General features: G+C 46.9%; 19 protein-coding genes. 8 read left to right on the top strand and 11 right to left on the bottom strand.

Going from position 1 to position 19,102, the window contains the following annotated elements:
- The first annotated feature begins 254 nt into the window (after positions 1-254).
- The 7 genes from prmA to ACIDEJ_RS07595 all read left to right on the top strand — a co-directional run bounded on the left by prmA (position 255) and on the right by ACIDEJ_RS07595 (position 5,438).
- On the top strand, positions 255-1,142 hold the full coding sequence (gene prmA / locus ACIDEJ_RS07625; protein WP_411987490.1) for a 50S ribosomal protein L11 methyltransferase: 888 nt from the start codon (positions 255-257) through the stop codon (positions 1,140-1,142).
- 168 nt (positions 1,143-1,310) lie between these two features.
- Positions 1,311-2,282 (top strand): tRNA dihydrouridine synthase DusB, encoded by a 972-nt coding sequence (gene dusB, locus ACIDEJ_RS07620; protein WP_411987489.1) that lies wholly within the window; start codon positions 1,311-1,313, stop codon positions 2,280-2,282.
- A 12-nt stretch (positions 2,283-2,294) separates the two neighbouring features.
- Positions 2,295-2,600: a DNA-binding transcriptional regulator Fis gene (gene fis / locus ACIDEJ_RS07615; protein WP_037441607.1), complete on the top strand. Its 306-nt coding sequence runs from the start codon at positions 2,295-2,297 to the stop codon at positions 2,598-2,600.
- Between the two features lie 279 nt (positions 2,601-2,879).
- Entirely contained in the window at positions 2,880-3,140 is a 261-nt protein-coding gene (locus tag ACIDEJ_RS07610) for an AlpA family phage regulatory protein (protein ID WP_411987488.1), read from the top strand.
- 415 nt (positions 3,141-3,555) lie between these two features.
- Positions 3,556-3,795 carry an AlpA family phage regulatory protein gene (locus ACIDEJ_RS07605; protein WP_411987487.1) on the top strand — a complete coding sequence of 80 codons (240 nt, stop codon included), beginning with the start codon at positions 3,556-3,558 and terminating at the stop codon, positions 3,793-3,795.
- Positions 3,796-4,228: 433 nt separating this feature from the next.
- On the top strand, positions 4,229-4,861 hold the full coding sequence (locus ACIDEJ_RS07600; protein ID WP_411987486.1) for a YagK/YfjJ domain-containing protein: 633 nt from the start codon (positions 4,229-4,231) through the stop codon (positions 4,859-4,861).
- A 445-nt stretch (positions 4,862-5,306) separates the two neighbouring features.
- Positions 5,307-5,438 carry a hypothetical protein gene (locus tag ACIDEJ_RS07595; RefSeq protein WP_411987485.1) on the top strand — a complete coding sequence of 44 codons (132 nt, stop codon included), beginning with the start codon at positions 5,307-5,309 and terminating at the stop codon, positions 5,436-5,438.
- On the opposite strand, the gene ACIDEJ_RS07590 is transcribed toward ACIDEJ_RS07595, so the two are convergent.
- The 10 genes from ACIDEJ_RS07590 to ACIDEJ_RS07545 form a co-directional block, all read right to left on the bottom strand.
- Positions 5,435-5,818: a hypothetical protein gene (locus ACIDEJ_RS07590; RefSeq protein WP_411987484.1), complete on the bottom strand. Its 384-nt coding sequence runs from the start codon at positions 5,816-5,818 to the stop codon at positions 5,435-5,437. The two genes, ACIDEJ_RS07595 and ACIDEJ_RS07590, sit on opposite strands and share 4 nt — an antisense overlap.
- A 21-nt stretch (positions 5,819-5,839) precedes the next feature.
- Entirely contained in the window at positions 5,840-6,565 is a 726-nt protein-coding gene (locus ACIDEJ_RS07585; protein ID WP_411987483.1) for a M48 family metallopeptidase, read from the bottom strand.
- The gene (locus tag ACIDEJ_RS07580; RefSeq protein WP_411987482.1) at positions 6,562-9,723 is read right to left on the bottom strand and encodes a type I restriction endonuclease subunit R; all 3,162 of its coding nucleotides are present in this window, start codon (positions 9,721-9,723) and stop codon (positions 6,562-6,564) included. Before ACIDEJ_RS07580 ends, ACIDEJ_RS07585 begins: the two co-directional genes overlap by 4 nt.
- Positions 9,720-10,391 carry a hypothetical protein gene (locus ACIDEJ_RS07575; protein ID WP_411987481.1) on the bottom strand — a complete coding sequence of 224 codons (672 nt, stop codon included), beginning with the start codon at positions 10,389-10,391 and terminating at the stop codon, positions 9,720-9,722. The genes ACIDEJ_RS07580 and ACIDEJ_RS07575 overlap by 4 nt, the downstream gene beginning before the upstream one ends.
- Complete coding sequence (locus ACIDEJ_RS07570; protein ID WP_411987480.1) at positions 10,379-11,224, bottom strand: hypothetical protein; 846 nt, start codon at positions 11,222-11,224, stop codon at positions 10,379-10,381. The genes ACIDEJ_RS07575 and ACIDEJ_RS07570 overlap by 13 nt, the downstream gene beginning before the upstream one ends.
- A 12-nt stretch (positions 11,225-11,236) precedes the next feature.
- Positions 11,237-12,493 (bottom strand): restriction endonuclease subunit S, encoded by a 1,257-nt coding sequence (locus ACIDEJ_RS07565; protein ID WP_411987479.1) that lies wholly within the window; start codon positions 12,491-12,493, stop codon positions 11,237-11,239.
- The gene (locus tag ACIDEJ_RS07560; protein WP_411987478.1) at positions 12,486-14,210 is read right to left on the bottom strand and encodes a type I restriction-modification system subunit M; all 1,725 of its coding nucleotides are present in this window, start codon (positions 14,208-14,210) and stop codon (positions 12,486-12,488) included. Before ACIDEJ_RS07560 ends, ACIDEJ_RS07565 begins: the two co-directional genes overlap by 8 nt.
- A 318-nt stretch (positions 14,211-14,528) precedes the next feature.
- A complete protein-coding gene (locus ACIDEJ_RS07555; RefSeq protein WP_411987477.1) occupies positions 14,529-14,984 on the bottom strand; it encodes a helix-turn-helix transcriptional regulator in 456 nt (151 codons plus the stop codon).
- Positions 14,981-16,318 carry a type II toxin-antitoxin system HipA family toxin gene (locus ACIDEJ_RS07550; protein ID WP_411987476.1) on the bottom strand — a complete coding sequence of 446 codons (1,338 nt, stop codon included), beginning with the start codon at positions 16,316-16,318 and terminating at the stop codon, positions 14,981-14,983. Before ACIDEJ_RS07550 ends, ACIDEJ_RS07555 begins: the two co-directional genes overlap by 4 nt.
- A gap of 169 nt (positions 16,319-16,487) precedes the next feature.
- Entirely contained in the window at positions 16,488-17,711 is a 1,224-nt protein-coding gene (locus ACIDEJ_RS07545; RefSeq protein WP_411987475.1) for a tyrosine-type recombinase/integrase, read from the bottom strand.
- A 579-nt stretch (positions 17,712-18,290) separates the two neighbouring features.
- Between ACIDEJ_RS07545 and ACIDEJ_RS07540 the strand changes: the two genes are divergently transcribed.
- Positions 18,291-18,554 (top strand): hypothetical protein, encoded by a 264-nt coding sequence (locus tag ACIDEJ_RS07540; RefSeq protein WP_411987474.1) that lies wholly within the window; start codon positions 18,291-18,293, stop codon positions 18,552-18,554.
- A 45-nt stretch (positions 18,555-18,599) separates the two neighbouring features.
- Here the strand turns inward: ACIDEJ_RS07540 and ACIDEJ_RS07535 are convergent.
- Positions 18,600-19,102: integrase core domain-containing protein (locus ACIDEJ_RS07535; RefSeq protein WP_411987473.1), on the bottom strand; the 503-nt coding region annotated here is incomplete at its 5' end.

The raw sequence follows: 19,102 nt of genomic DNA, 5'->3' as shown, positions 1-19,102 counted from the left end.
ATTGCCCGGATATGGCTCACACTATTTGCGGGCTAACTCACTATTGGTAATACCAATTATCCATTAATAATCAAACGCTTAATTGAATTTTTATCACCAAAATGTCAGCAAAATACCGTTATGAATCATCCGTTTCGGCATTTTATGAAAATGACTTTCATACAATCACCCGGCAAGGGCTGGCTTTACTGGCAAGGCAACCAGCCCTTGCCTTACAATAGGCGGGTTTATTTTCATAGCGAGAGATTCCTTTCATGCCCTGGATCCAACTACGCATCCACAGCAACAGCGAACACGCTGAAGCCCTGAGCGACCTGCTGATGGAGCGCGACAGCGTGTCCATCACCTTTGAAGATGGTAAAGACACCCCGATTTTCGAACCCAAACTGGGCGAAACCCCCTTGTGGGCCGACACCGTAGTGGTGGCACTGTTTGATGCAGGCACCGATCTTGCGCCGGTTATTGACGAGCTGGCCCAGCTGCCTTTTCTCAAAGATCACTTCAACTACAAAATCGAGCAGATTGAAGACAAGGACTGGGTACGGGAATGGATGGACAGCTTTCACCCCATCCAGTTTGGCAAACGGCTGTGGATTTGCCCCAGCTGGCGGGAAATCCCCGAGCCTGAAGCCGTTAACGTAATATTGGACCCCGGTCTGGCCTTTGGCACCGGCACCCATCCCACCACCGCCTTGTGCCTGGAATGGCTCGACAGCCTGCCACTGGCAGATAAAGAGGTGATCGACTTTGGTTGCGGCTCAGGCATTCTGGCCGTAGCCGCACTGAAACTGGGTGCCAAATCCGCCACCGGCATCGATATTGACTATCAGGCCATTGACGCCTCCCGCGCCAATGCCACCCGCAATCAGGTGATTGACCGGCTGCAACTGTATTTGCCACAGGAACAACCCGCCAACATCAGCGCCGATGTACTGGTAGCCAATATTCTGGCCGGCCCCCTGCGCGAACTGGCCCCCCAAATCGCCTCATTGGTGCGCCCCGGCGGCAAACTGGCACTGTCTGGCTTACTGTGTGAACAGGCCGAAGAACTGCGGGAAATCTACAGCCAATGGTTCACCATGGATGCCTCTGTTCACAAAGAGGACTGGAGCCGCTTGACAGGAGTACGCAAATCGCTGTAATGGGCCGCCAAGGCGCGCCACTACTGACTTCTGCGGTTTCACATCGATGACTTCCATGGATGTAAAAGTCAAGAAAAAAGTTTTACTTTAGGTTATTTATTGACCTTTTCATGGCTAGCAAAAAGGCGTACTATAGCGCCCCTTTGAAGCGCTAGGTGAAACCGCAAAATGCAAATTGGCCCCTATCAACTGACAAACCAGCTGATCGTGGCACCAATGGCAGGTGTCACCGATCAAGCCTTCCGTAATCTCTGTCTTCGTTATGGCGCTGCCATGGCCGTGTCAGAGATGCTTTCATCCAATCCCGAACTTTGGGATACGGATAAAAGCCGCCAACGCATGCGTCATTCCGGTGAGGAAGGCATACGCTCGGTACAAATCGCCGGCGCCATTCCTGATGAGATGGCCTGGGCCGCCCACTACAATGTGGAACAAGGTGCCCAGATCATTGACATCAACATGGGCTGCCCGGCAAAAAAAGTGAATAAGAAGCTCGCAGGCTCTGCACTGCTGCAATCACCTGAATTGGTGAAACGGATCCTCGATGCCGTTGTAGCAGCCGTGGATGTACCGGTAACGCTGAAAATTCGCACGGGTTGGGATCCGGAACACAGGAACGGTGTTCAAATCGCCCAGATTGCCCAAGCCAGTGGCATTGCTGCATTAGCAGTACATGGCCGCACCCGGCAATGCCTTTATAAAGGTGAAGCCGAGTACGACACCATTAAGGCAATCAAACAAAATGTCTCGATACCTGTTATCGCCAATGGGGATATCACCTCACCGGAAAAAGCCCGCTTCGTGCTGGACTACACCGGCGCGGATGCCCTGATGATAGGCCGGGGCGCACAGGGACAACCGTGGATTTTTAAAGAGATCCAGCATTACCTGGATACCGGCACATTGCCGGCACCGGTAGACAATGCAGAAAAGCGTCAAGTGATGCTGGAGCATTTGACCAAACTATATGATTTATATGGTGAATTTAAAGGCATTCGCTTTGCCAGAAAACATATGGGTTGGTATCTGAACCAGGAAGAACAGCGTCAGTTCAGGGCTGAGTTCAATCAGCTGGAAAGCGCTGCTGAACAGTGTTCCATGGTGGAACGCTATTTTGATGAATGTGTACTAGATAAATAAGAGCAGAAACGAATGTTTGATCAGACAACTCACACAGAAGCTCATCCGCTTACCGTAGGCAAAATCGAAACCGCTAACGGCACCATCAAGCCACAGCTGCTACGCGACGCCGTAAAGCGCGCTGTTAGTAACTTCTTCTCCCAGCTGGATGGTCAGGAAGCTCAGGAAGTATATGAAATGGTGCTTTGCGAAGTCGAAGCCCCTCTGCTTGATATCATTATGCAGCACACCCGTGGTAACCAGACCCGCGCTGCCAACATGCTCGGTATCAACCGCGGCACCCTGCGCAAAAAATTGAAAAAATATGGCATGAATTAATATAAATTCATAACGTATTGAGATAAAAAGGCCTTTCCTTAACGAGAAGGGCCTTTTTGCTTTTCATGTACCCCCATATGTACCCCCGGCGTTTTATTACCCCTGCCATTTGCCCTGCCATTTGCCCTCCCTTTTGCCCCTTCAAAAGGTCATACAATAAGTTTTGGCTGATACGTTTTAAGGCAATTTACTAAAACCCCCTAAAATTTCGCGTTTACTTACGCCGCCCTCAACATTCACTCCCGTGCAATCAAGCGCAATGAATACGAGGAGAGACTAATGACAAACGTAAATTTAGCTGTGATGGAAGTAGATACGACCAATGAGTTTGTGTTTGAACGCATAGTCAAAGAACAAGAGCGTCGACTCATCACATCTGTAAGCAGAGCCGAAGCCTTTCAACTCGAACGCAAAGGTATGTTTCCAAGACGAAGAAGGATCTCAAATCGCTCTGTGGGATGGTTGCTTTCCGAACTACTCGATTGGGTCAAGTCAAGAGAGGCCGTTATCTCAAGTAACCCTAGTGAGGGTGTTCAATAATGCAGGACAATAACGTTAATCAGTCAATTCAATTAGACCTCTTTCCGCTGATAGGCATCACTGAGATGTGTGCTGCATTGCAAAAAAGCCGCGCCACAGTACATAGGTGGGTAAAAGCTCAGAAGCTTATCGCGCCAGTCTATCGTAACGGTCGCACCGTCGGTTGGTGCCCTGAGGAATTTAAACGCTGGCAGTCCTGCCAAGGCTAACGTTCCCTAAATTAACACGCCAATCCGTCGCTGGTGGCCAAAAGCCACCAGCCAACACGTGTTAATTATTGCCTACACATAACACCCCATTCTGCCCATAATCGATCTTAAAACACTAAAATCCCCGAAAATTTAGTTTTTAGTTGTATCTTAAGCAAACTCCTCGACTCAAGCGCCGACAGCGCTTTGAAGCCAAGGAGAAACCAATGAATACATCCTTCTTTACAACAGAATCTGATCACAATGAAATTATCATCAATGAACAGCAACGGCGATTCATTACATCGGTAAGTAGAGCGCAAGCCTTTCAATTAGAGCGACGGGGCCAATTTCCCAAGCGCATCAAGCTAGACGCGAATATCAACGGGTGGAAGCTAAGCGAGATAGTCGCATGGGTACGCGCTTGCCCCGTGGTGGAGCTAAAGCAACTGGAGGGCAATCAATGACTCAGTCAACCGTTGTTAACACCAACCGCCCGAAGAAAACCCGTCTATGCCAGCAAGTCGCATTAACTCATACCGTTGAGCCTGTTTTGACCTGCGCGCAAATCGCCACACGATTAGGGCGGGAGGCTAAAACGGTGAGGCGTTGGCTGCAACAAGCCAAGGATGCGCCTAGAGCATTTAAGGATCAAAACAGATGGATGGTACGACTATCAGATTATCAACACTGGGAACGTCAAGCTAAGCGATAAGGTCTATCTGTCAATGACGCAAGGGCAATACGTTGCCCTTTTCTTAACATTAACGAGAGACAACTTGGGCTGTTCTTGTGGGTTGTCGAACTGAATTAATCGAAATTAATAAGCAGAAAACTCTATGCCATAAGGGCTTGAGCCATGAGCTGTTACATTTTTGCACTAGGTAATTAAATATTATTATGTCTCAAGCTGTTGTTAAAAAACCTGCTTTAGCGATTTCATCAGATGATGAGCACGCTCTGTTGCCGAGTATCACTCCAACGGTAGACGTCGTGCTAGGTGGCAACGTATGGAAGGTAATGTCCTTCCCCACAGGGATCAACCGAACGCTGCTTAATAGGCTAAACAACTGTCTTGACGCTTTCCTATCATGGCACTCTAAGGCCTATATGATCCGCTTTGATATTTCGCTATATGATTCGTTACCTCACAATCATAAGATCAGCAAATTTAGAAGCATAGTCGTCAAGGCCTTGCAATCACATTACCAATCGACCGTGGCATTCGGCTGGGTAAGAGAACAAAATAGTGTTGCAGATAAATGCCATTATCACTGTTTTGTGCAGCTCAATGGCCACAAAGCCAATAGCACCAATACAACCTTCAACATTGTGCAACACGCCTTGGCATTGGTTGTCGATATCAACGCCTATTTTCCCGACAACTGCGCCTACATGATCAAACGTAATTCGCTTAAAAGCCGCCAAGCGGCATTGTTCAGGCTCAGTTATCTAGCTAAAAATGCCTCAAAGAACGGTAAGCCAAACGCCGCCAAAGGTTATTACTTTAGCCGCATCACACATAAACGATAAACTAGCCGACTTTCAGCCTATCCCCTCATTTCATCATCAAATTGTCGCTTTACCACAAAAAAATGTTAAGAAAAGGTTAACCGTATCAAAGATTATTTGATTAATTCGGCTTTTGACTTAATGTTTTGATCACGAGCCCTAGGTAAGCATCTATTTTTCAATAGGTTAAATTTTAACTAATGCGATAAAGTGATCAAAAAATGCGTCCACCAGAGAGTGATCACTTTTTGATGATCACTCAAGCATATCGGTAACATGACATAAGCTTCGGGTTTGTGATGAAAGCCACTTTCAGCGGGTTACAAAATGTTGGTTATAACGAGAGTCAAAACGCAGTGTGTACTCTTATGAACAGTTGTGATCAGACGTACCATTTCAGGAAGCAATAGATACTGATTCAATTTTTAAAGGGGGTTCTTTTCTAGGTATTGACTAGGAGAGAACCATGAAAAAAGAAGCTCGACTTATTCGTATTTACGGTGCCAATGAGGCTGGACTGGCCATGTTACCGAAGAAGGTATCAGGCACGCAGATTTCTCGGTTTTGTGTGGGTGAAGAGCTGGGCTGTGCTCACTAATAAACAATTCCCTGTTCGCGCTCTTTCTTAATATCAGCCAACCTAGCTCGCTTCTGCGCATTCGTTAGGGGTATAGCAGCTTGTTCGAGCATCACATCGTAATTTTCATCAGGTGTGACCTCATAACCCATGTTTTGCAAAATTCCCATCATAGTGCTTATCGAGCAAATAACCGGAGCTCCCGCCTCATGAGGTATATGGCTATTCAGATAGCTGCCATCAAGAATGTTAGATAGACGTTGAATGTACTCATCTGGTGTAGATGTAAACCGGAAAGCTGAGTCGAGCTCCTTTTCATAACACTTGCGAATACCACAAGGCTTAGCCACCAGCACAAACACATCAATGTCACCGCTCACTAGCAGCTTAACAAACGCCATCCTTCACCCCCATTTAAGTAATTACACCAGCAGCAATTGAGCGTTGTCTCTCAACCACTCTTTGCACTCACGGTAATCCGGCATTACCCGCTCGACTTCGCACCAGAATTGCGGTGAGTGGTCGTGGTGCAGCAAATGGCAAAGCTCATGCACCACTACATAATCAACGATTCGGTTAGGGGCTAACACAATCAGCCAGTTGAACTCTAAGTCGCCATAGGGGGTACAGCTGCCCCAGCGGCTCTTAAAGTCTTTGATACGCACTACGCCCGTTTCTACGCCAACAATCGACTGATAGCGCTCGACCTTTTCGCGGATTTTCTTATCCGCATTGCGCTTGTACCAGTGAGTTAGCGAACGGCGCACAAATTGCGCCTGTGAAGCGTATTCAGGCGCGGTCACAGTAATCTTGCCGTTGACCAACTTAGTCGCCGTAACATTGCCCTGCACCACCTTTAGGCGGTAATTACGACCAAGATAAGGGAAGGCTTCGCCAGAGACATACTCTTTGCCACGCGATGGCCGTGCATCGGCGTGAATAGCGAGCTTCTCTAAAATCCATTGATGTTTGGCGGCCACTAGCTGGTGGATTTTCTCTATCGGTAACGCCTTCGGCACCACAACAGCAACAACGCCCTCTTCCACTTTAATCGTGGCGGATTTACGGCGCGCAGTGCGAATGACCTTAACCTCGTAGCCCGCCTGTTTTATCACATCACAGTCTTGCATCACGTCTTGCGCTGTCATTTATTGCCGAACTTATGCTTAGCCAAATCGATAAAGCGGTCTTGCAGAATGACCACCAGCGCCTTATCACCAAAGGATTGATCCATCACCACTCGCTTAATGTTCTTCTTCATACGCTTCACTTCATCGTCTTTTTTGAAGAAGTCGACGATCAGTGTGGCCTCATCAAACATCTGCACCAGCTGTTGAGTGGTCGCCTTAATCTCTTCATGGAGCTGATCGTCAATCACATCACCGTCTCTCGCCTTCGCTACCTCAACCATCATAATGTTGTAAAAGGCAAACTCAGTCTCGTTCAAGCCTACGTCTTGCGCCGCTTGTTTATGAGCCGCGTTAAGATCATCGGTCATTTCCAGCAATAGCTCTAACTGACGCTCCCAATTACCTGCGGTTTTCTCAATGATGTCTCGCAGCCGCAAGCTCAGCGAACGGTAGTATTCGGGGTCATCGTCTAACTTGATGTTGATATGGTGCTTCAGCGCGCTCTCAATTTCAGAGGCTTTGGATTCCGCCGACTTTTTCTTGAGCACGTGTTCTTTAAAGTTGGCCGCCAGCAAATCTATCGGCGGGATTTTCGGATCAACTCCGGTACTCAAGATGTGCTCGTCCACCAGCTGGCGCACCTTCTCGCCCACATCGAGCAAGCCCATGCCGTCATCGTGATACTGGTTGCGCGCCGCATGATGCACCTTGCCCCACAGCTTCATATCTGGGATATACGACTTAGCAGAGGCATCCGGCAAAATCACATTGAGTTGCTTGGCAAAACGCTTATAGGCAACTTCAAATTGCGCCCGCACCACATCGTCTTTGAGCGCTAACACATAGTCATCGATTTCATCGCTGGTTACGCCTTTGAAAAACGCTTTAACGCGCCGATGTGCGTCTTCTAGCTTGGGCAGTTCGTCTTTCAGGCTTTGGTAAGTCCCTTCAACGTCATCACTACTAAACAGCTCCAGCGCTTCAGTGAGATAACTGGCTAAGCCGTAGTAGTCGACCACATAGCCGCACTCTTTGCCCTTATAGTTACGGTTCACCCGCGCAATGGCCTGCATCAGCGTATGGTCTTGTAGCTTGCGGTCGATATACATCACCTGCGCAATCGGCGCATCAAAGCCCGTTAACAGCATGTCTTTCACAATCAAAAAGGCGGTGTTGTCGTACTTACGCTGTTTCTCGTCTGTGCCGGGAATATCGATGCCAAACGGCTTTTTAAAATTGGCGATAACCTTCTTCTGGTGAACCTTGTCAGTATATTGGGCAATGTACTGTTCATCGTTGTGATCGCCCGAAATAATCACTTCTGACGGTGGCGCACCGAGTTCATCTAGGATCTTTTTAAACACAGTAGCCGCGTGGCGACTACCCACCACAATCATCGCTTTAAAGCCATCAGGCTGTATGCGCTCGCGGTAATGCTTTAATAGGTCGATACACACCCAGCGAATACGCTGAGGCGCTTCACGCACGGCGCGCTCGACGCCATATTTACGCTTAATCTCTTGCTGCTCTTCTTTGGTGTATTCACCAAAATACTCTTCAAACAGTGCATCAAGCGACTCACCCGCCACGGCGGTTTTCACCTCACGGCCTTCATACAACAGCCTTACCGTGGCTCCATCCTCTACTGCCTCATTGATTTTGTACTTATCAATGTAGCCACCAAAGGCGGTATCCATCTTTTGGGTTTTCAGCAACGGAGTGCCCGTAAAACCGATTTTAGGGGCGTTAGGTAACGCGGCGTTAATCGTGGTCGCTAGGCCGCCAAATTGGGTACGGTGCGCTTCATCAGCCAGCACAATAATCTTGTCTGAGGTATTGAGGTCAACAAAGCTATTGTCGCCCTGCTGCTCAGCTTCCTTCTCTGCGTCTTGGAATTTCTGCACCATGGCAGTCACCAGATCTGAGCTGTCTTTTTTCAGCAAATCACGCAGCGAGGCCACAGAGTCAGCGTTGTAAACGGTTTCACCTTGCGCACCTTGGAAGGTGGTTGAGAGCTGCTCATCAAGCTGTGTTCTATCGGTGACAAACACCAGCTTGTATTGCTTAAGCTCGGGGTCATGGCGCATTTTTACCGCCAGCATCACCATGGTCAGCGATTTACCGCTGCCTTGGGTATGCCACACCACGCCCGACTTCTCTTTGCGGGTTTTGCCCGTCTTAAGCCGTTTAATCACCTTGTTTACGGCGCGAAACTGTTGATAGCGCGCCACCTTTTTAATTAAGCGGCCATCATCCGGCTCAAACAGCACGAAGTTGCGCACGATATCGAGAAAGTTCTCACGGCTAAACATACCGACTAACAAGCGCTGCTGTGCCGTAACCTTAGCGGATTGGTAATCAGCTGGTGGCTCGGCCACTTGCTTAAACTCATCATCAGCAGGGTCAATAGTGGCAACAGGTAACTCCACATTGAGCTTATTGGTGAGCGGCAGCACATCATCGCTATCTTGTTGCGCAATCTCTGCATCAGTCAGCGGGTAAGCATCTTTCCAATCACCATAGTATTGTGCGGGCGAGCTAATTGTACCGACACGGGCAAGATCTCGGCAGGTCGAAACCATCAGTTGGTTATACCAAAACAGCTTTTCAGCGCCTTCAAACTGCTCAGGATGGCGCTGATTAGCGTAGCGACGCAGTTGGTCAATGCCGTGATAAATAGGCGTTGAGATATAAGGCGATTTACACTCGATCACTGCCAACGGCAGGCCGTTAACGAAGCACACAATATCAGGGATGATGGTTTGATTGGGGCCTTCAACCTTAAACTGGTTGGCACAGATAAACTCGTTGCTGTCGATATTATCAAAGTCCACCAGCTTAACGGTTTGGCCTTTTTTGCCTTTGCCAAGGTCTTGCTCAACCGACAGATAGCCCACCATGGTTTGATAAAAGCCGTGGTTATACTCCATCAAACCTGTGCATTGCGGGTGCGTCACCATGCGCACCACCTTTCTCAGGTTCTCTTCATTGATCCACGGGTTTATGCGTTCAATGGCTTGCGTTAGGCGTTTAACCAGCACCACATCGCGTAAATAATCACGCTCTTGATTGCTGTGCTCAGGTGCCAACGTTTTACCGGGAACGTAACGCCAGCCTAGCTGGTGGAGCTGCGCAATGGCGGGACGTTCTACCTTGTCAAATTCATCATTGCTCATGAGGCAACACCCTGCCCACCAGCAACACGTTCATGCTCCGCTTTAGCCGCCGCAACGGTGCTATCTATTTGCTGTTTAATACGCTCAACTAACTGCTCCACACCGTCATCTGACATCAGCTTAGCTAACGGGCACTCATAGCCAGATAAGAAACAAGGTTCATCGTTCTTATCTTTTGCAGGCGTTGGAGTATTACTGAAGTCAGGGTAGTCAACACCCGCCCAAATATTGTTATACCAACTATCTTCAAACACTTTGTAAGGCGCACAAACAATAACTCGCAACAAGCTCTGAGCTTTATCGACTGTTATTGGCAAATTTAACGCGTCTGGTTCGCTCTTATGACCATGACCGTGGTTATCAAGACCTGAATCAGTAACAACTACAAATTGAAGCAGATAGTCCCCAACGCGCACTTTATTGATAGCCTGAAACTTACCGTACAGATAGTGGGTATTCATACCGGGCAGCAGATCCCAAGACCAGTACTGCGTTATGTCGCGGTGAACAGCAGGCGTATGCCCGAAGTGCTCATTACCCCAATAGTAGAAATCGACCTCAAGCTTGCTCGCCATATCGGTGATGGCAGGAATAATACGCTGATAATACGCCGCCAATAAACGGTGCGCGGTACGTACCTGCAATAGCAAATCATCTACTTGTTCCATGTGTTGATGTCCTTGAGTGAAATGGGGTGCGATGTGGCAAACGTGGCTAAGTCGTGCCAACTGTGTGGTGCTTGGGGCGCTGAAAACGGTTGAGGTTCTGGTTGAGCTGGCGCTTTGGGGTTCGGTTTATCGCGCAATAGCGGTTGCTGTAAGCTCAGCCGTGGTAGCGGGTGGTCAAGTAACGTTTCCCAGCTATAGAATTGTGTTCTGAGCTGATACAAGCCCGCGGTTTGCAGAATATCTGCAATAATGCGCTTATCTTGTGTATTAGGCTCACACGCTAACTTACCATTATCGAGTTCCAGTAAGTCGTTAACGACTCGTTGCCACACCACGGCATTAATACCATCGAGTTTTTTACTTAGCTGTTGAGCCCAGTTACCAAGCACTAATTTGTTTGGTATACGCCCAATGGCTAAAAAATACAGTGGTAGCTGGCTACGCTCTCCAGATAGAAGAAACGACTCAACCTCACGCCGCCACTGGTCAATGTCTTGGTCTCCACCATTAGGTGGCTTGATCTCCAAAATCACGGTAGCACTGGCAAAATTAAGGACTACATCTGGCTCAACCCTTCTCTTTTGGTCATTACTCACCAATTGATAACTAGGCCAGAAATCGATCTTTTCAAAATCATCAAAGGCTGGCTCAGTCACGCGAAGCCAGCGCTGCATTAAAGTTGCTTGTACAGGCGCAGACAGATAGGCAAAGCGACCAAATACCGCCGCTGTCATCAGGTCTTCCCGCCCCTTGAATACCTCACGCCAGCTTATCGACTGGCCTTTGTCGCCGTCGATACGCCCCGCCTTTCCATGGAGAATTGCCTGTAACATTACTCGTCCTTGCTAGTCGATGGTTACTCGCACCTTGCCCGTTAATAGATCCTGCATGAGGGCTTTTTTAAGCGACTGAAAATGAGTCAACTTAGTAAGTTTAACTGCCAAAACATTGCTAAGTGAATTCAGAGATTCAACAATTTCAATCTGCTCGCTTAGGTGAGGGACTGGCAGGATAAAGTCACCAACCTGCTTTAGGCTTAGAGATGGTTGAGCTTGTGTCGTTATTTCTCTATCGACTTGCAATTGAAACGCAGCTGACGAAATAAAGTACTTTAAATACTCTGGCAAAACTCGACCTTTATTCACGCGAACCAACGCAATATTTTGGTTGATATTAGCTGGTAAAGGCGAAAGATCATCAATAAGAAAGAAGGTCTTCCCTGTTTTTGCACCAACAATAGAAAGGACAACATCCCCTCTTTGCAAACTTGATCTTTTTAGCTGCTCATCTGCATCGCTTGATATATATCGAACATCGTCCAATATAAGTGTTCCGTCTTCAGAAGCATTCACACTTCTATAAAATCGAATTCCTTCAGAAGCATAGCTATGACCAGAAGTGGTTGGTGTTGCACCTTTTGTGATCAAGTTGCTAACTGAACCCATAGAACACGCAACCCAGTCCTTCGGAATCCGGCCAACAGGGGAATCCTTAAACTCGGTGTGAGGCTTACCATCGACGCCGACGCCTTTGGTCAACAGCTCCTGCATCATGCCCGTTTTCAGGTCTTTGAGCTTGTCGATTTGCGCCTGTGTCTTCTCAATCACATCATCCACTGAGGTCAGGATCTTGGCGATTTCTTGTTGTTCTGGGAGGGAGGGAAACATCAATTTAACTGATTTAACAGCACTTAATGATAGAACCAGTTGAGAAGTTCCAACACTCTCAAGAGCAAATTTATCGGAGTGAAAATTAACCAAATATGTCAAAAACTGATTATAAGTATCTCCGCACTTATGAGTGAAAACGGGATAATATTTACTCACAAGACCAATAATACCTAAATTGTTCTTATTGAAGGTAAACCGATTATTATCACTTCTTGAGCGATACGTGATGAATTTGTGAGGCACGATATTGAAGCCTATCGTACATTTTCTAGTAATTCTATTTTCACCATAGTAATCAGTCTGTCTTATCAAACCTGATTTTGAGGAGGTTAAAACCTCATATTCGCCATCAACAACGCACTTTTTACTATATTCACAAATATAGTTTCCTACTTTATCAATAACCCACCCTTCAGGAATCCGCTCACTCATAACCCAGCTCCTTGAGATAGCCTTGCATCACGCTCTCAGCGGTAGCGACTTCATCGTCAAGTTGTTTGAGTGATACTTGATACTTGTCCCACCAGCGCTCTAACTGGCTAATGACGGCTGGCGTGGCATCCATGGCAAACTCGCGGATCTGCTCTTTGGCGCTGATATCGGTGCGGAACTGGTAGTAACCCTCAGATTTCAGGGTAAACACGCAGCTAACGTCGAAGCCTTGCAGGATCTCTTCTTGGATATACTCGTCTTCGACCTCGCGCACAGGCACGCCGCCATGCAGGATGGCGCGCACATCAAAGATCTCTGCTGGTGGCGCAGTATCAGCGTAGCGGCGAATATTGAGGTTGTAGTCGTTGTCGGCAATCTCGCTCAGCTCGACCACTTGAGCGTAACGCTTGATGTTTTGGTAGTTGTCGAAGGTGGTGACGATTTTCTCAATATCTTGCGGGCGCAGTTTGTTCTGGTTTTTGCCTTCTTCGTACTCCAGCTCACCATTGATAAACAGCACCTTGCCTTTACGCTCAGCCGCTTTGTGTTTATTGATGATCAGCAAACAGGCCGGAATGCCAGTGCCGTAGAACAAGCCCGATGGCAAACCAATGACCGCCTCGAGCAAATCATCTTCGAGAATGCCCTGACGAATCGCCTTTTCGCTCGAACCTCGGAACAACACCCCATGCGGCATGACCACACCAACCATACCTTCTGCGTTGGTGCTGGCGATCATGTGCTGCACAAAGGCTAAGTCGCCTGCGTCTTTCGGCGGCGTACCATAAGGGAAACGACCAAAACCGTCGTTATCGCACTCTTCTTTACCCCACTTCGCCAGTGAGAACGGTGGATTGGCAATCACGCGGTCAAAGCGCATCAGCTCACCGCCTTCGGTATGCTTAGGTTCGCGCAGGGTATCGCCTTTACGAATGTCGGCACTGAGCACGCCATGCAGGAACATGTTCATCTTACAGATGGCCCAAGTGTTTAGGTTCATCTCTTGGCCGAACAGCGACAGGTTGCCGGGGTTCTCGCCATGGGCGGCGAGGTAGTTACGGGTTTGTACCAACATACCGCCGGAGCCGGAGGTTGGGTCATAGATACGCATACCCGCTTTAGGCTTGAGTAAGGCCACCAGCAGCGAGACCACTTCACTTGGGGTATAGAACTCACCGCCCTTTTTGCCCGCGCTATCAGCGAACATTTTAATGAGGTATTCGTAGGCGGTGCCGAGCAGATCAGGCCGTTCAAAGTCTTCGTTACGCAGGCGGTATTTGTTGAAGTGCGACAGCAAATCTTGCAGCTTTTTATCAGACAGCTTGTTTTTGATGTTGAAGTCGATAGTGACCAACACGCCTTCAAGGCTGCCGTTGTACTCTTCAATCGCTTCAGTGGCTTTGTTGAGCGTCGCGCCGATATCGTGTTTAAGGTCTTTTAACGCTGACCAACGAGCGCGTTGCGGCACGAAGAAGGTGTTATCGTATTCGTCTTCATCTTGCGCCAGCGCTTCAGCTTGCTCTTGGGTTTTGCCTTTGCCGAGGTAATACTGCACCACACTTTCTTGCGCCTCTTCAAAGGCATCAGACAGGCGTTTTAAGAACATCATGCCGAAGATGTAGTCTTTGTACTCTGAGGCGTCCATATTGCCGCGCAGGATGTCAGCGGCTTCCCACAGGAAAGATTCAAGCTGTTGGAGAGTGAGTTTTGGGGTCATTTATCAATGCAACCTTAAAATGATTCTGGATGTATCTTAACACCTACGAACCAAATTAGGCTGTGTGAAATGTATCGATTTCAGGCTGTTATGCGACAGCGCCAATTGACGGCTGGAGGCGCGGTTCAATGACCCGAGAACTGTGGGACGATTCTGATAGTTGTAAAGCTGCTACTGCGACGTGATTCAAGACATTAGCTAACCTGCCACAGTCCTCAGCGTTTACTGCAAATAGCACGGCGCTTGGCGAATATCCTAGCCATAAGCAAACGGATTAGCTGTGTGAGTGCTAGGGTGTTAGCCAATGCACTCTAATTATCAGAGAAGCCATGTTGTACCTGTTGAGATTGGCACAATCCCGACCTTAAGACCAAAAGGCTTGAATAGTCGGTCGAGAATATCGGTCTTAAAGCTACCTCGGTCGTTCTCAACGTCAGAGAGGGTTTTGCGTGACACCTTAGCTAAGGTTGCATACTGATCTTGCGTTAAACCTAACACCTCAACTCGCAATGTTTTAAGCGCTTGCCCTTGGCTTAGCGCACCATGTAATAGCTGTTGTGTGACGGCGTGAATCGCGTTCTTTCGTTCGATGGCATTCACACCGCTTGATTGCTTAGAGGCTCGTTTAGCGGCTTGTATTGGCGCTCCTACAACGTTTTCAGATTGCTGACGCTGCGACGCTTCAGTAACAACCGCACTCCGTTGCTGACGATTCGCTCTAAGACGAGCAATGGTTTCTTTTGCCGTTTCAGCAGTAGATGGTTTATCACTCATAGTAGCCCCCAACGAGCTAGCTTTTGTTCAACATAAGCAAAGCCAATAGCTGGCATGTCGATGATCCGTTGTGGCACACCGCGCTCAATTAAGCGTTGCTTCAAGCCAAGGCATTGTTGCGCAGTGAGCTTTAACTCTTTCATTAGCGTCTGAGCAGGCACTAAATCAGCCAATGCGTCAGCAATGCCCTGAAAGTTATACTCACCCCCAACTTCTAGCGGTGCTTGCCATTTTGTGGTTCTGGCCACCCCTTCTGGATCGGCCTTCATTGGTGCAAAGTCATAGATAGGGGCAAGCTTTATCCACCCATCGCCTTTAAGAAACGCTGTATTGCGGCCATGATTATCACTGTTGCCGAATAGGATATTCAAAAGGTCTCGCTGCACCCATTCAAGCACAAACGCGCGTACGTCAAACTGAAATCCTTGTTCTAATGCCATATGGCTATGAGCGATTTTATCGATTAACGTTCTTATGGTTTGCTCATGATCTAAGGTAACACCCGCGCCCTTGCCAAGTATCGAATAGACCGACTCCATCGCATAACGTTGCTGGCCTAGTTCGTTAAAGTAAAGATCAAAGCGTGGCAGCCACAATGATGGATAGTTAAGGCCTTCTTCAAGCCGCATATTAGTCGTAGGGATGGTCTCAAAGCCCATTTCAGCCAATTCGTGATAATAGTGGTATTCAGCGCGTAAGATGTCGCAATCAATGGGTAACCGCGGGCCTCTCGGATATTTCACCAAGTAATGAAGGTCTCGGTTTTGCGGCTCGTCTTGGTAGCTATCAATCCAGATATTCTGTTCATCGTCGCAGCGTAATAACAGCTTGGGGGCTTCACCGCCCGCACCAGTTGCGCCACCAGCAGCAGCGCCTCGATGTTGCGCATAATCCAAAAAGTCAGCAGCTCGATTCTTAACGTCATCGACAGTGAAGGTCAGCTGATCAGCAATAGTCGTGCGCTCAGGCAGCGACTCCTTGACACGCAAATTACCGACGGGAGCGATAGTGCCATATTTCAGCAAAACAAAATTTTGCTCGTCGACACTCAGATCAGCGATATCGAGGTATTTCATCCAATAGCGACGGCTTGCACCGCTAGGCATAATGTCATCGAGAAAGCATAGCCATCCCGGCTCATCAAAAAACAGGCTCACGGGGTGATTTAGCGAGACGGCGTGCATGTCGTCTTTGTCTAACTCTGCCAAAGCGTAAGCTTGCTCGTAATCTAATGAGGTGAGCCTATAATTAGCTTGCTCGCTCTCAGGAAAAGAGAGCTGTGCAATATCTCTCCATTGGCCATTGATGAACGCCTGAATGGTCAAATGTTCCATAAGAGCTCCAAAATACAAAACGAGTAAAAAAATACTCATTAAGTCAAAATAAAACAGTTAATGAGTAATTAACTACTCAATTATTGCTTCAGTCTAGAAAATATACAAAGCTTTTATGCGAAATAAACGTCAGGCTTCTCAATAAATAAAAACTATAGAGAGGGGGACATTAGCCAAACGCCCTGTAATCATCCCATGATGCGGGAGTGATGGTAGCTAGCCATAAATCGAGTGCCGCACGCTTCTCATTCATGTACTGACTACGGTTATAGATGCCCTCAACACCACTAATGGTATGCCCTAGTAGATGTTCAACTACATGGGGCAATATACCAAGGTCGTTGAGCCGAGTGGCTAAGGTGCGTCGTAGATCATGCAGAGTCCACTTTTCATCATGCTCTAAGCGCTTCCAAATATTGCCACCTAACATGCTAACGGCTTCAGGCTTTTTCAGCTCGCCGAGCAAGTAACCGCTCTTTTGATTTCTGGCTTTAAGCTGTAGCAGCCATGGCCGCATTGCATCAGGGATTGGCCGCAGGATAATTTCTGAATTCTTACTGTTGTCACGTGGAATCGTCCAAAGCCCTTTATCAAAGTCCCATTCATCCCATGTTGATAAGCGGACTTCTTGCGTTCGAGCACCAAAGACCACCAGCAACCAAATCAAGTCTGCGTAGTAACGATTGCATTTGCGGGTTTGAATAAAAGCCAGTAGATCATGGAGCTCAACTTCTGACAGCACGCGGTCTTTTTTACGTTGCTTGGCGCCAACATCAGGCACGGTTAAATCTTCAAGCTCGCGACTAATTGCGTATCGCCGAACGCGGCAAAACCTTAAGGCTTGTTTGGCATTCTGGAAGATATAGCCAGCTGCTACTGGCGCAGGGCGTTGCTTACGTTTGGGCACACCGCGACGTATGCGGTCAAAGCATTCCAACCAATGTCTGGTTTCTGTTTGCTCTAGAGGTAAATGGCCGATGTAAGGATAAATGTGCTTTTCAAATTGCACGCGATGACGATCTGCATTGGCGCGATTGTCATCCGCATAGTTAACAAACCAATACTCGATAGCCTCTTGAACCGTCACCGGCTGTAAGGTGGCTTGCCGTTCAACTTGTCGCTGAAGTTTGGGATCATACCCATCAGCCAACCACGAACGGCACTGTTGCGCTAAATCACGAGCCTTCAGTAACGAAATTTCTGGATAATCCCCCAAATCAATCCGCTTGCTCTTATGCTTGTCCTCAAGCTTAACCTTATAACGATATTGCCATCGGATTTTACCTTGCAGGGATACCCGAGCACCTAACCCGTTACCATCTGAAAGTGTTTTGGGACGCTCCTGACGTTTGTTTAACAGTACCTTCAAGTGTTTGTCGTATAGCTTGCCCATGACTACCTCTTTTTGTGGGGTACATGACGTAATTTCATGTACCCCCATATGTACCCCGAGTTAATCATAAGAACCAAAACAACTCAATACAAACCAATACAAGATATGACAACAACCTCAATAATTTCAATAAATTAACCAGACAAACCAAGACAACAAAAAACATGCCAAAACACCATATTATTTCCTATGGCATGAACTAATATAAGTTCATAACATTTTGAAATAAAAAGGCCTTTCTTTAATAAGAAAGGCCTTTTTGCTTTTCATGTCGAATTTCCGATGCATTTGATGTTTTTTTAAATCAAGAAATCACGAATGATTAAATTTTAGTTTAAGTTCATCAAGGGGGTAATATGATTGATAAGAAAAAATGTTTAAGACGTATGTTTGGTTATATGGCTTTCTGTATCATATTATCCCCATTAGTTTATTATGGTTTTAATGAATATGGTGTTAAACGACTGCATGATGTTCGTTTTTCTGCGGGGGTGATATCATTAGTGGTTTCTGTTATATGTTTTTTTTATTGGTTAGTACTATTCAGTAAATGTAAAAAATAACATCTTGGGGAATTATATGAAAACTCATTGTTGTGGAAAGAAATTTTATTTATTTTTCTCTAAAGGCGCAATTAAAAATGGTCAATGCACAAATTGCGGGGAACATATTAAAATTTCTATAAACATTAAACTTTTGGTTTTATTATCAGTAATTGCAGTAGCTTTTTACTTTGTTTTGTTAAAGCCGACTCTAATTGCATTGGATATTGAATTTTTCGGTATAGTTCAATTTTTAGGAATTTTAGTTGCTTGGCTATCTTTTGATGTTTATAAAAATTAATTTTCATTATTAATTTTTATAAAAGTGATAGTCAATATGTAGTGGTCAAGTCATTTTGGCCACATCGTTGTAGCTATTCCAGTAACGTTTTTCCGATTCATTTGGCGTTAAACCACCGTTGTACGAATGCGGTCTCAGTCGACTGTAATAGCCATGAATATATTCACCTATCTTCTGCTTTGCTTCCGTAAAGCTCCCGTAACCTGTAGTTGGCACCCATTCGGTTTTAAGGCTTCTGAAGAAGCGTTCCATAGGGCTATTGTCCCAACAATTTCCTCTGCGACTCATGCTTTGCGTTAAGCGATAGCGCCAGATTAACTGACGGAATTTACGGCTTGTGTAGTGACATCCTTGGTCGCTATGGAACATCACGTTCTTTGGCTGTCCACGATACTCAATGTCGAGTAAGTTAGGAATAGCAACATGTTCCTGAGTAGCTTTCCTGTAAGTGTGTTTTGGCAACTGACAGCTGAATAAGCTCAGCGCTTTCATGAGCTTGCCTGCACGGTATCGGCTAAGTGTAATGTCGTGAGACTCATCATTCGAAA

This window comes from Shewanella mytili, assembly GCF_046765975.1.
Taxonomy (GTDB): Bacteria; Pseudomonadota; Gammaproteobacteria; order Enterobacterales; family Shewanellaceae; genus Shewanella; species Shewanella mytili.
The sequence above is the reverse complement of the archived record's forward strand: the minus strand, read 5'-3'. Positions and strand labels throughout refer to the sequence as shown.

Excerpts from the sequence above, each read along its gene's own strand:
- prmA (WP_411987490.1), top strand. The coding sequence starts at position 255 with ATGCCCTGGATCCAACTACGCATCCACAGCAACAGCGAACACGCTGAA.
- dusB (WP_411987489.1), top strand. The coding sequence starts at position 1,311 with ATGCAAATTGGCCCCTATCAACTGACAAACCAGCTGATCGTGGCACCA.
- fis (WP_037441607.1), top strand. The coding sequence starts at position 2,295 with ATGTTTGATCAGACAACTCACACAGAAGCTCATCCGCTTACCGTAGGC.
- ACIDEJ_RS07610 (WP_411987488.1), top strand. The coding sequence starts at position 2,880 with ATGACAAACGTAAATTTAGCTGTGATGGAAGTAGATACGACCAATGAG.
- ACIDEJ_RS07605 (WP_411987487.1), top strand. The coding sequence starts at position 3,556 with ATGAATACATCCTTCTTTACAACAGAATCTGATCACAATGAAATTATC.
- ACIDEJ_RS07600 (WP_411987486.1), top strand. The coding sequence starts at position 4,229 with ATGTCTCAAGCTGTTGTTAAAAAACCTGCTTTAGCGATTTCATCAGAT.
- ACIDEJ_RS07595 (WP_411987485.1), top strand. The coding sequence starts at position 5,307 with ATGAAAAAAGAAGCTCGACTTATTCGTATTTACGGTGCCAATGAGGCT.
- ACIDEJ_RS07590 (WP_411987484.1), bottom strand. The coding sequence starts at position 5,818 with ATGGCGTTTGTTAAGCTGCTAGTGAGCGGTGACATTGATGTGTTTGTG.
- ACIDEJ_RS07585 (WP_411987483.1), bottom strand. The coding sequence starts at position 6,565 with ATGACAGCGCAAGACGTGATGCAAGACTGTGATGTGATAAAACAGGCG.
- ACIDEJ_RS07580 (WP_411987482.1), bottom strand. The coding sequence starts at position 9,723 with ATGAGCAATGATGAATTTGACAAGGTAGAACGTCCCGCCATTGCGCAG.
- ACIDEJ_RS07575 (WP_411987481.1), bottom strand. The coding sequence starts at position 10,391 with ATGGAACAAGTAGATGATTTGCTATTGCAGGTACGTACCGCGCACCGT.
- ACIDEJ_RS07570 (WP_411987480.1), bottom strand. The coding sequence starts at position 11,224 with ATGTTACAGGCAATTCTCCATGGAAAGGCGGGGCGTATCGACGGCGAC.
- ACIDEJ_RS07565 (WP_411987479.1), bottom strand. The coding sequence starts at position 12,493 with ATGAGTGAGCGGATTCCTGAAGGGTGGGTTATTGATAAAGTAGGAAAC.
- ACIDEJ_RS07560 (WP_411987478.1), bottom strand. The coding sequence starts at position 14,210 with ATGACCCCAAAACTCACTCTCCAACAGCTTGAATCTTTCCTGTGGGAA.
- ACIDEJ_RS07555 (WP_411987477.1), bottom strand. The coding sequence starts at position 14,984 with ATGAGTGATAAACCATCTACTGCTGAAACGGCAAAAGAAACCATTGCT.
- ACIDEJ_RS07550 (WP_411987476.1), bottom strand. The coding sequence starts at position 16,318 with ATGGAACATTTGACCATTCAGGCGTTCATCAATGGCCAATGGAGAGAT.
- ACIDEJ_RS07545 (WP_411987475.1), bottom strand. The coding sequence starts at position 17,711 with ATGGGCAAGCTATACGACAAACACTTGAAGGTACTGTTAAACAAACGT.
- ACIDEJ_RS07540 (WP_411987474.1), top strand. The coding sequence starts at position 18,291 with ATGAAAACTCATTGTTGTGGAAAGAAATTTTATTTATTTTTCTCTAAA.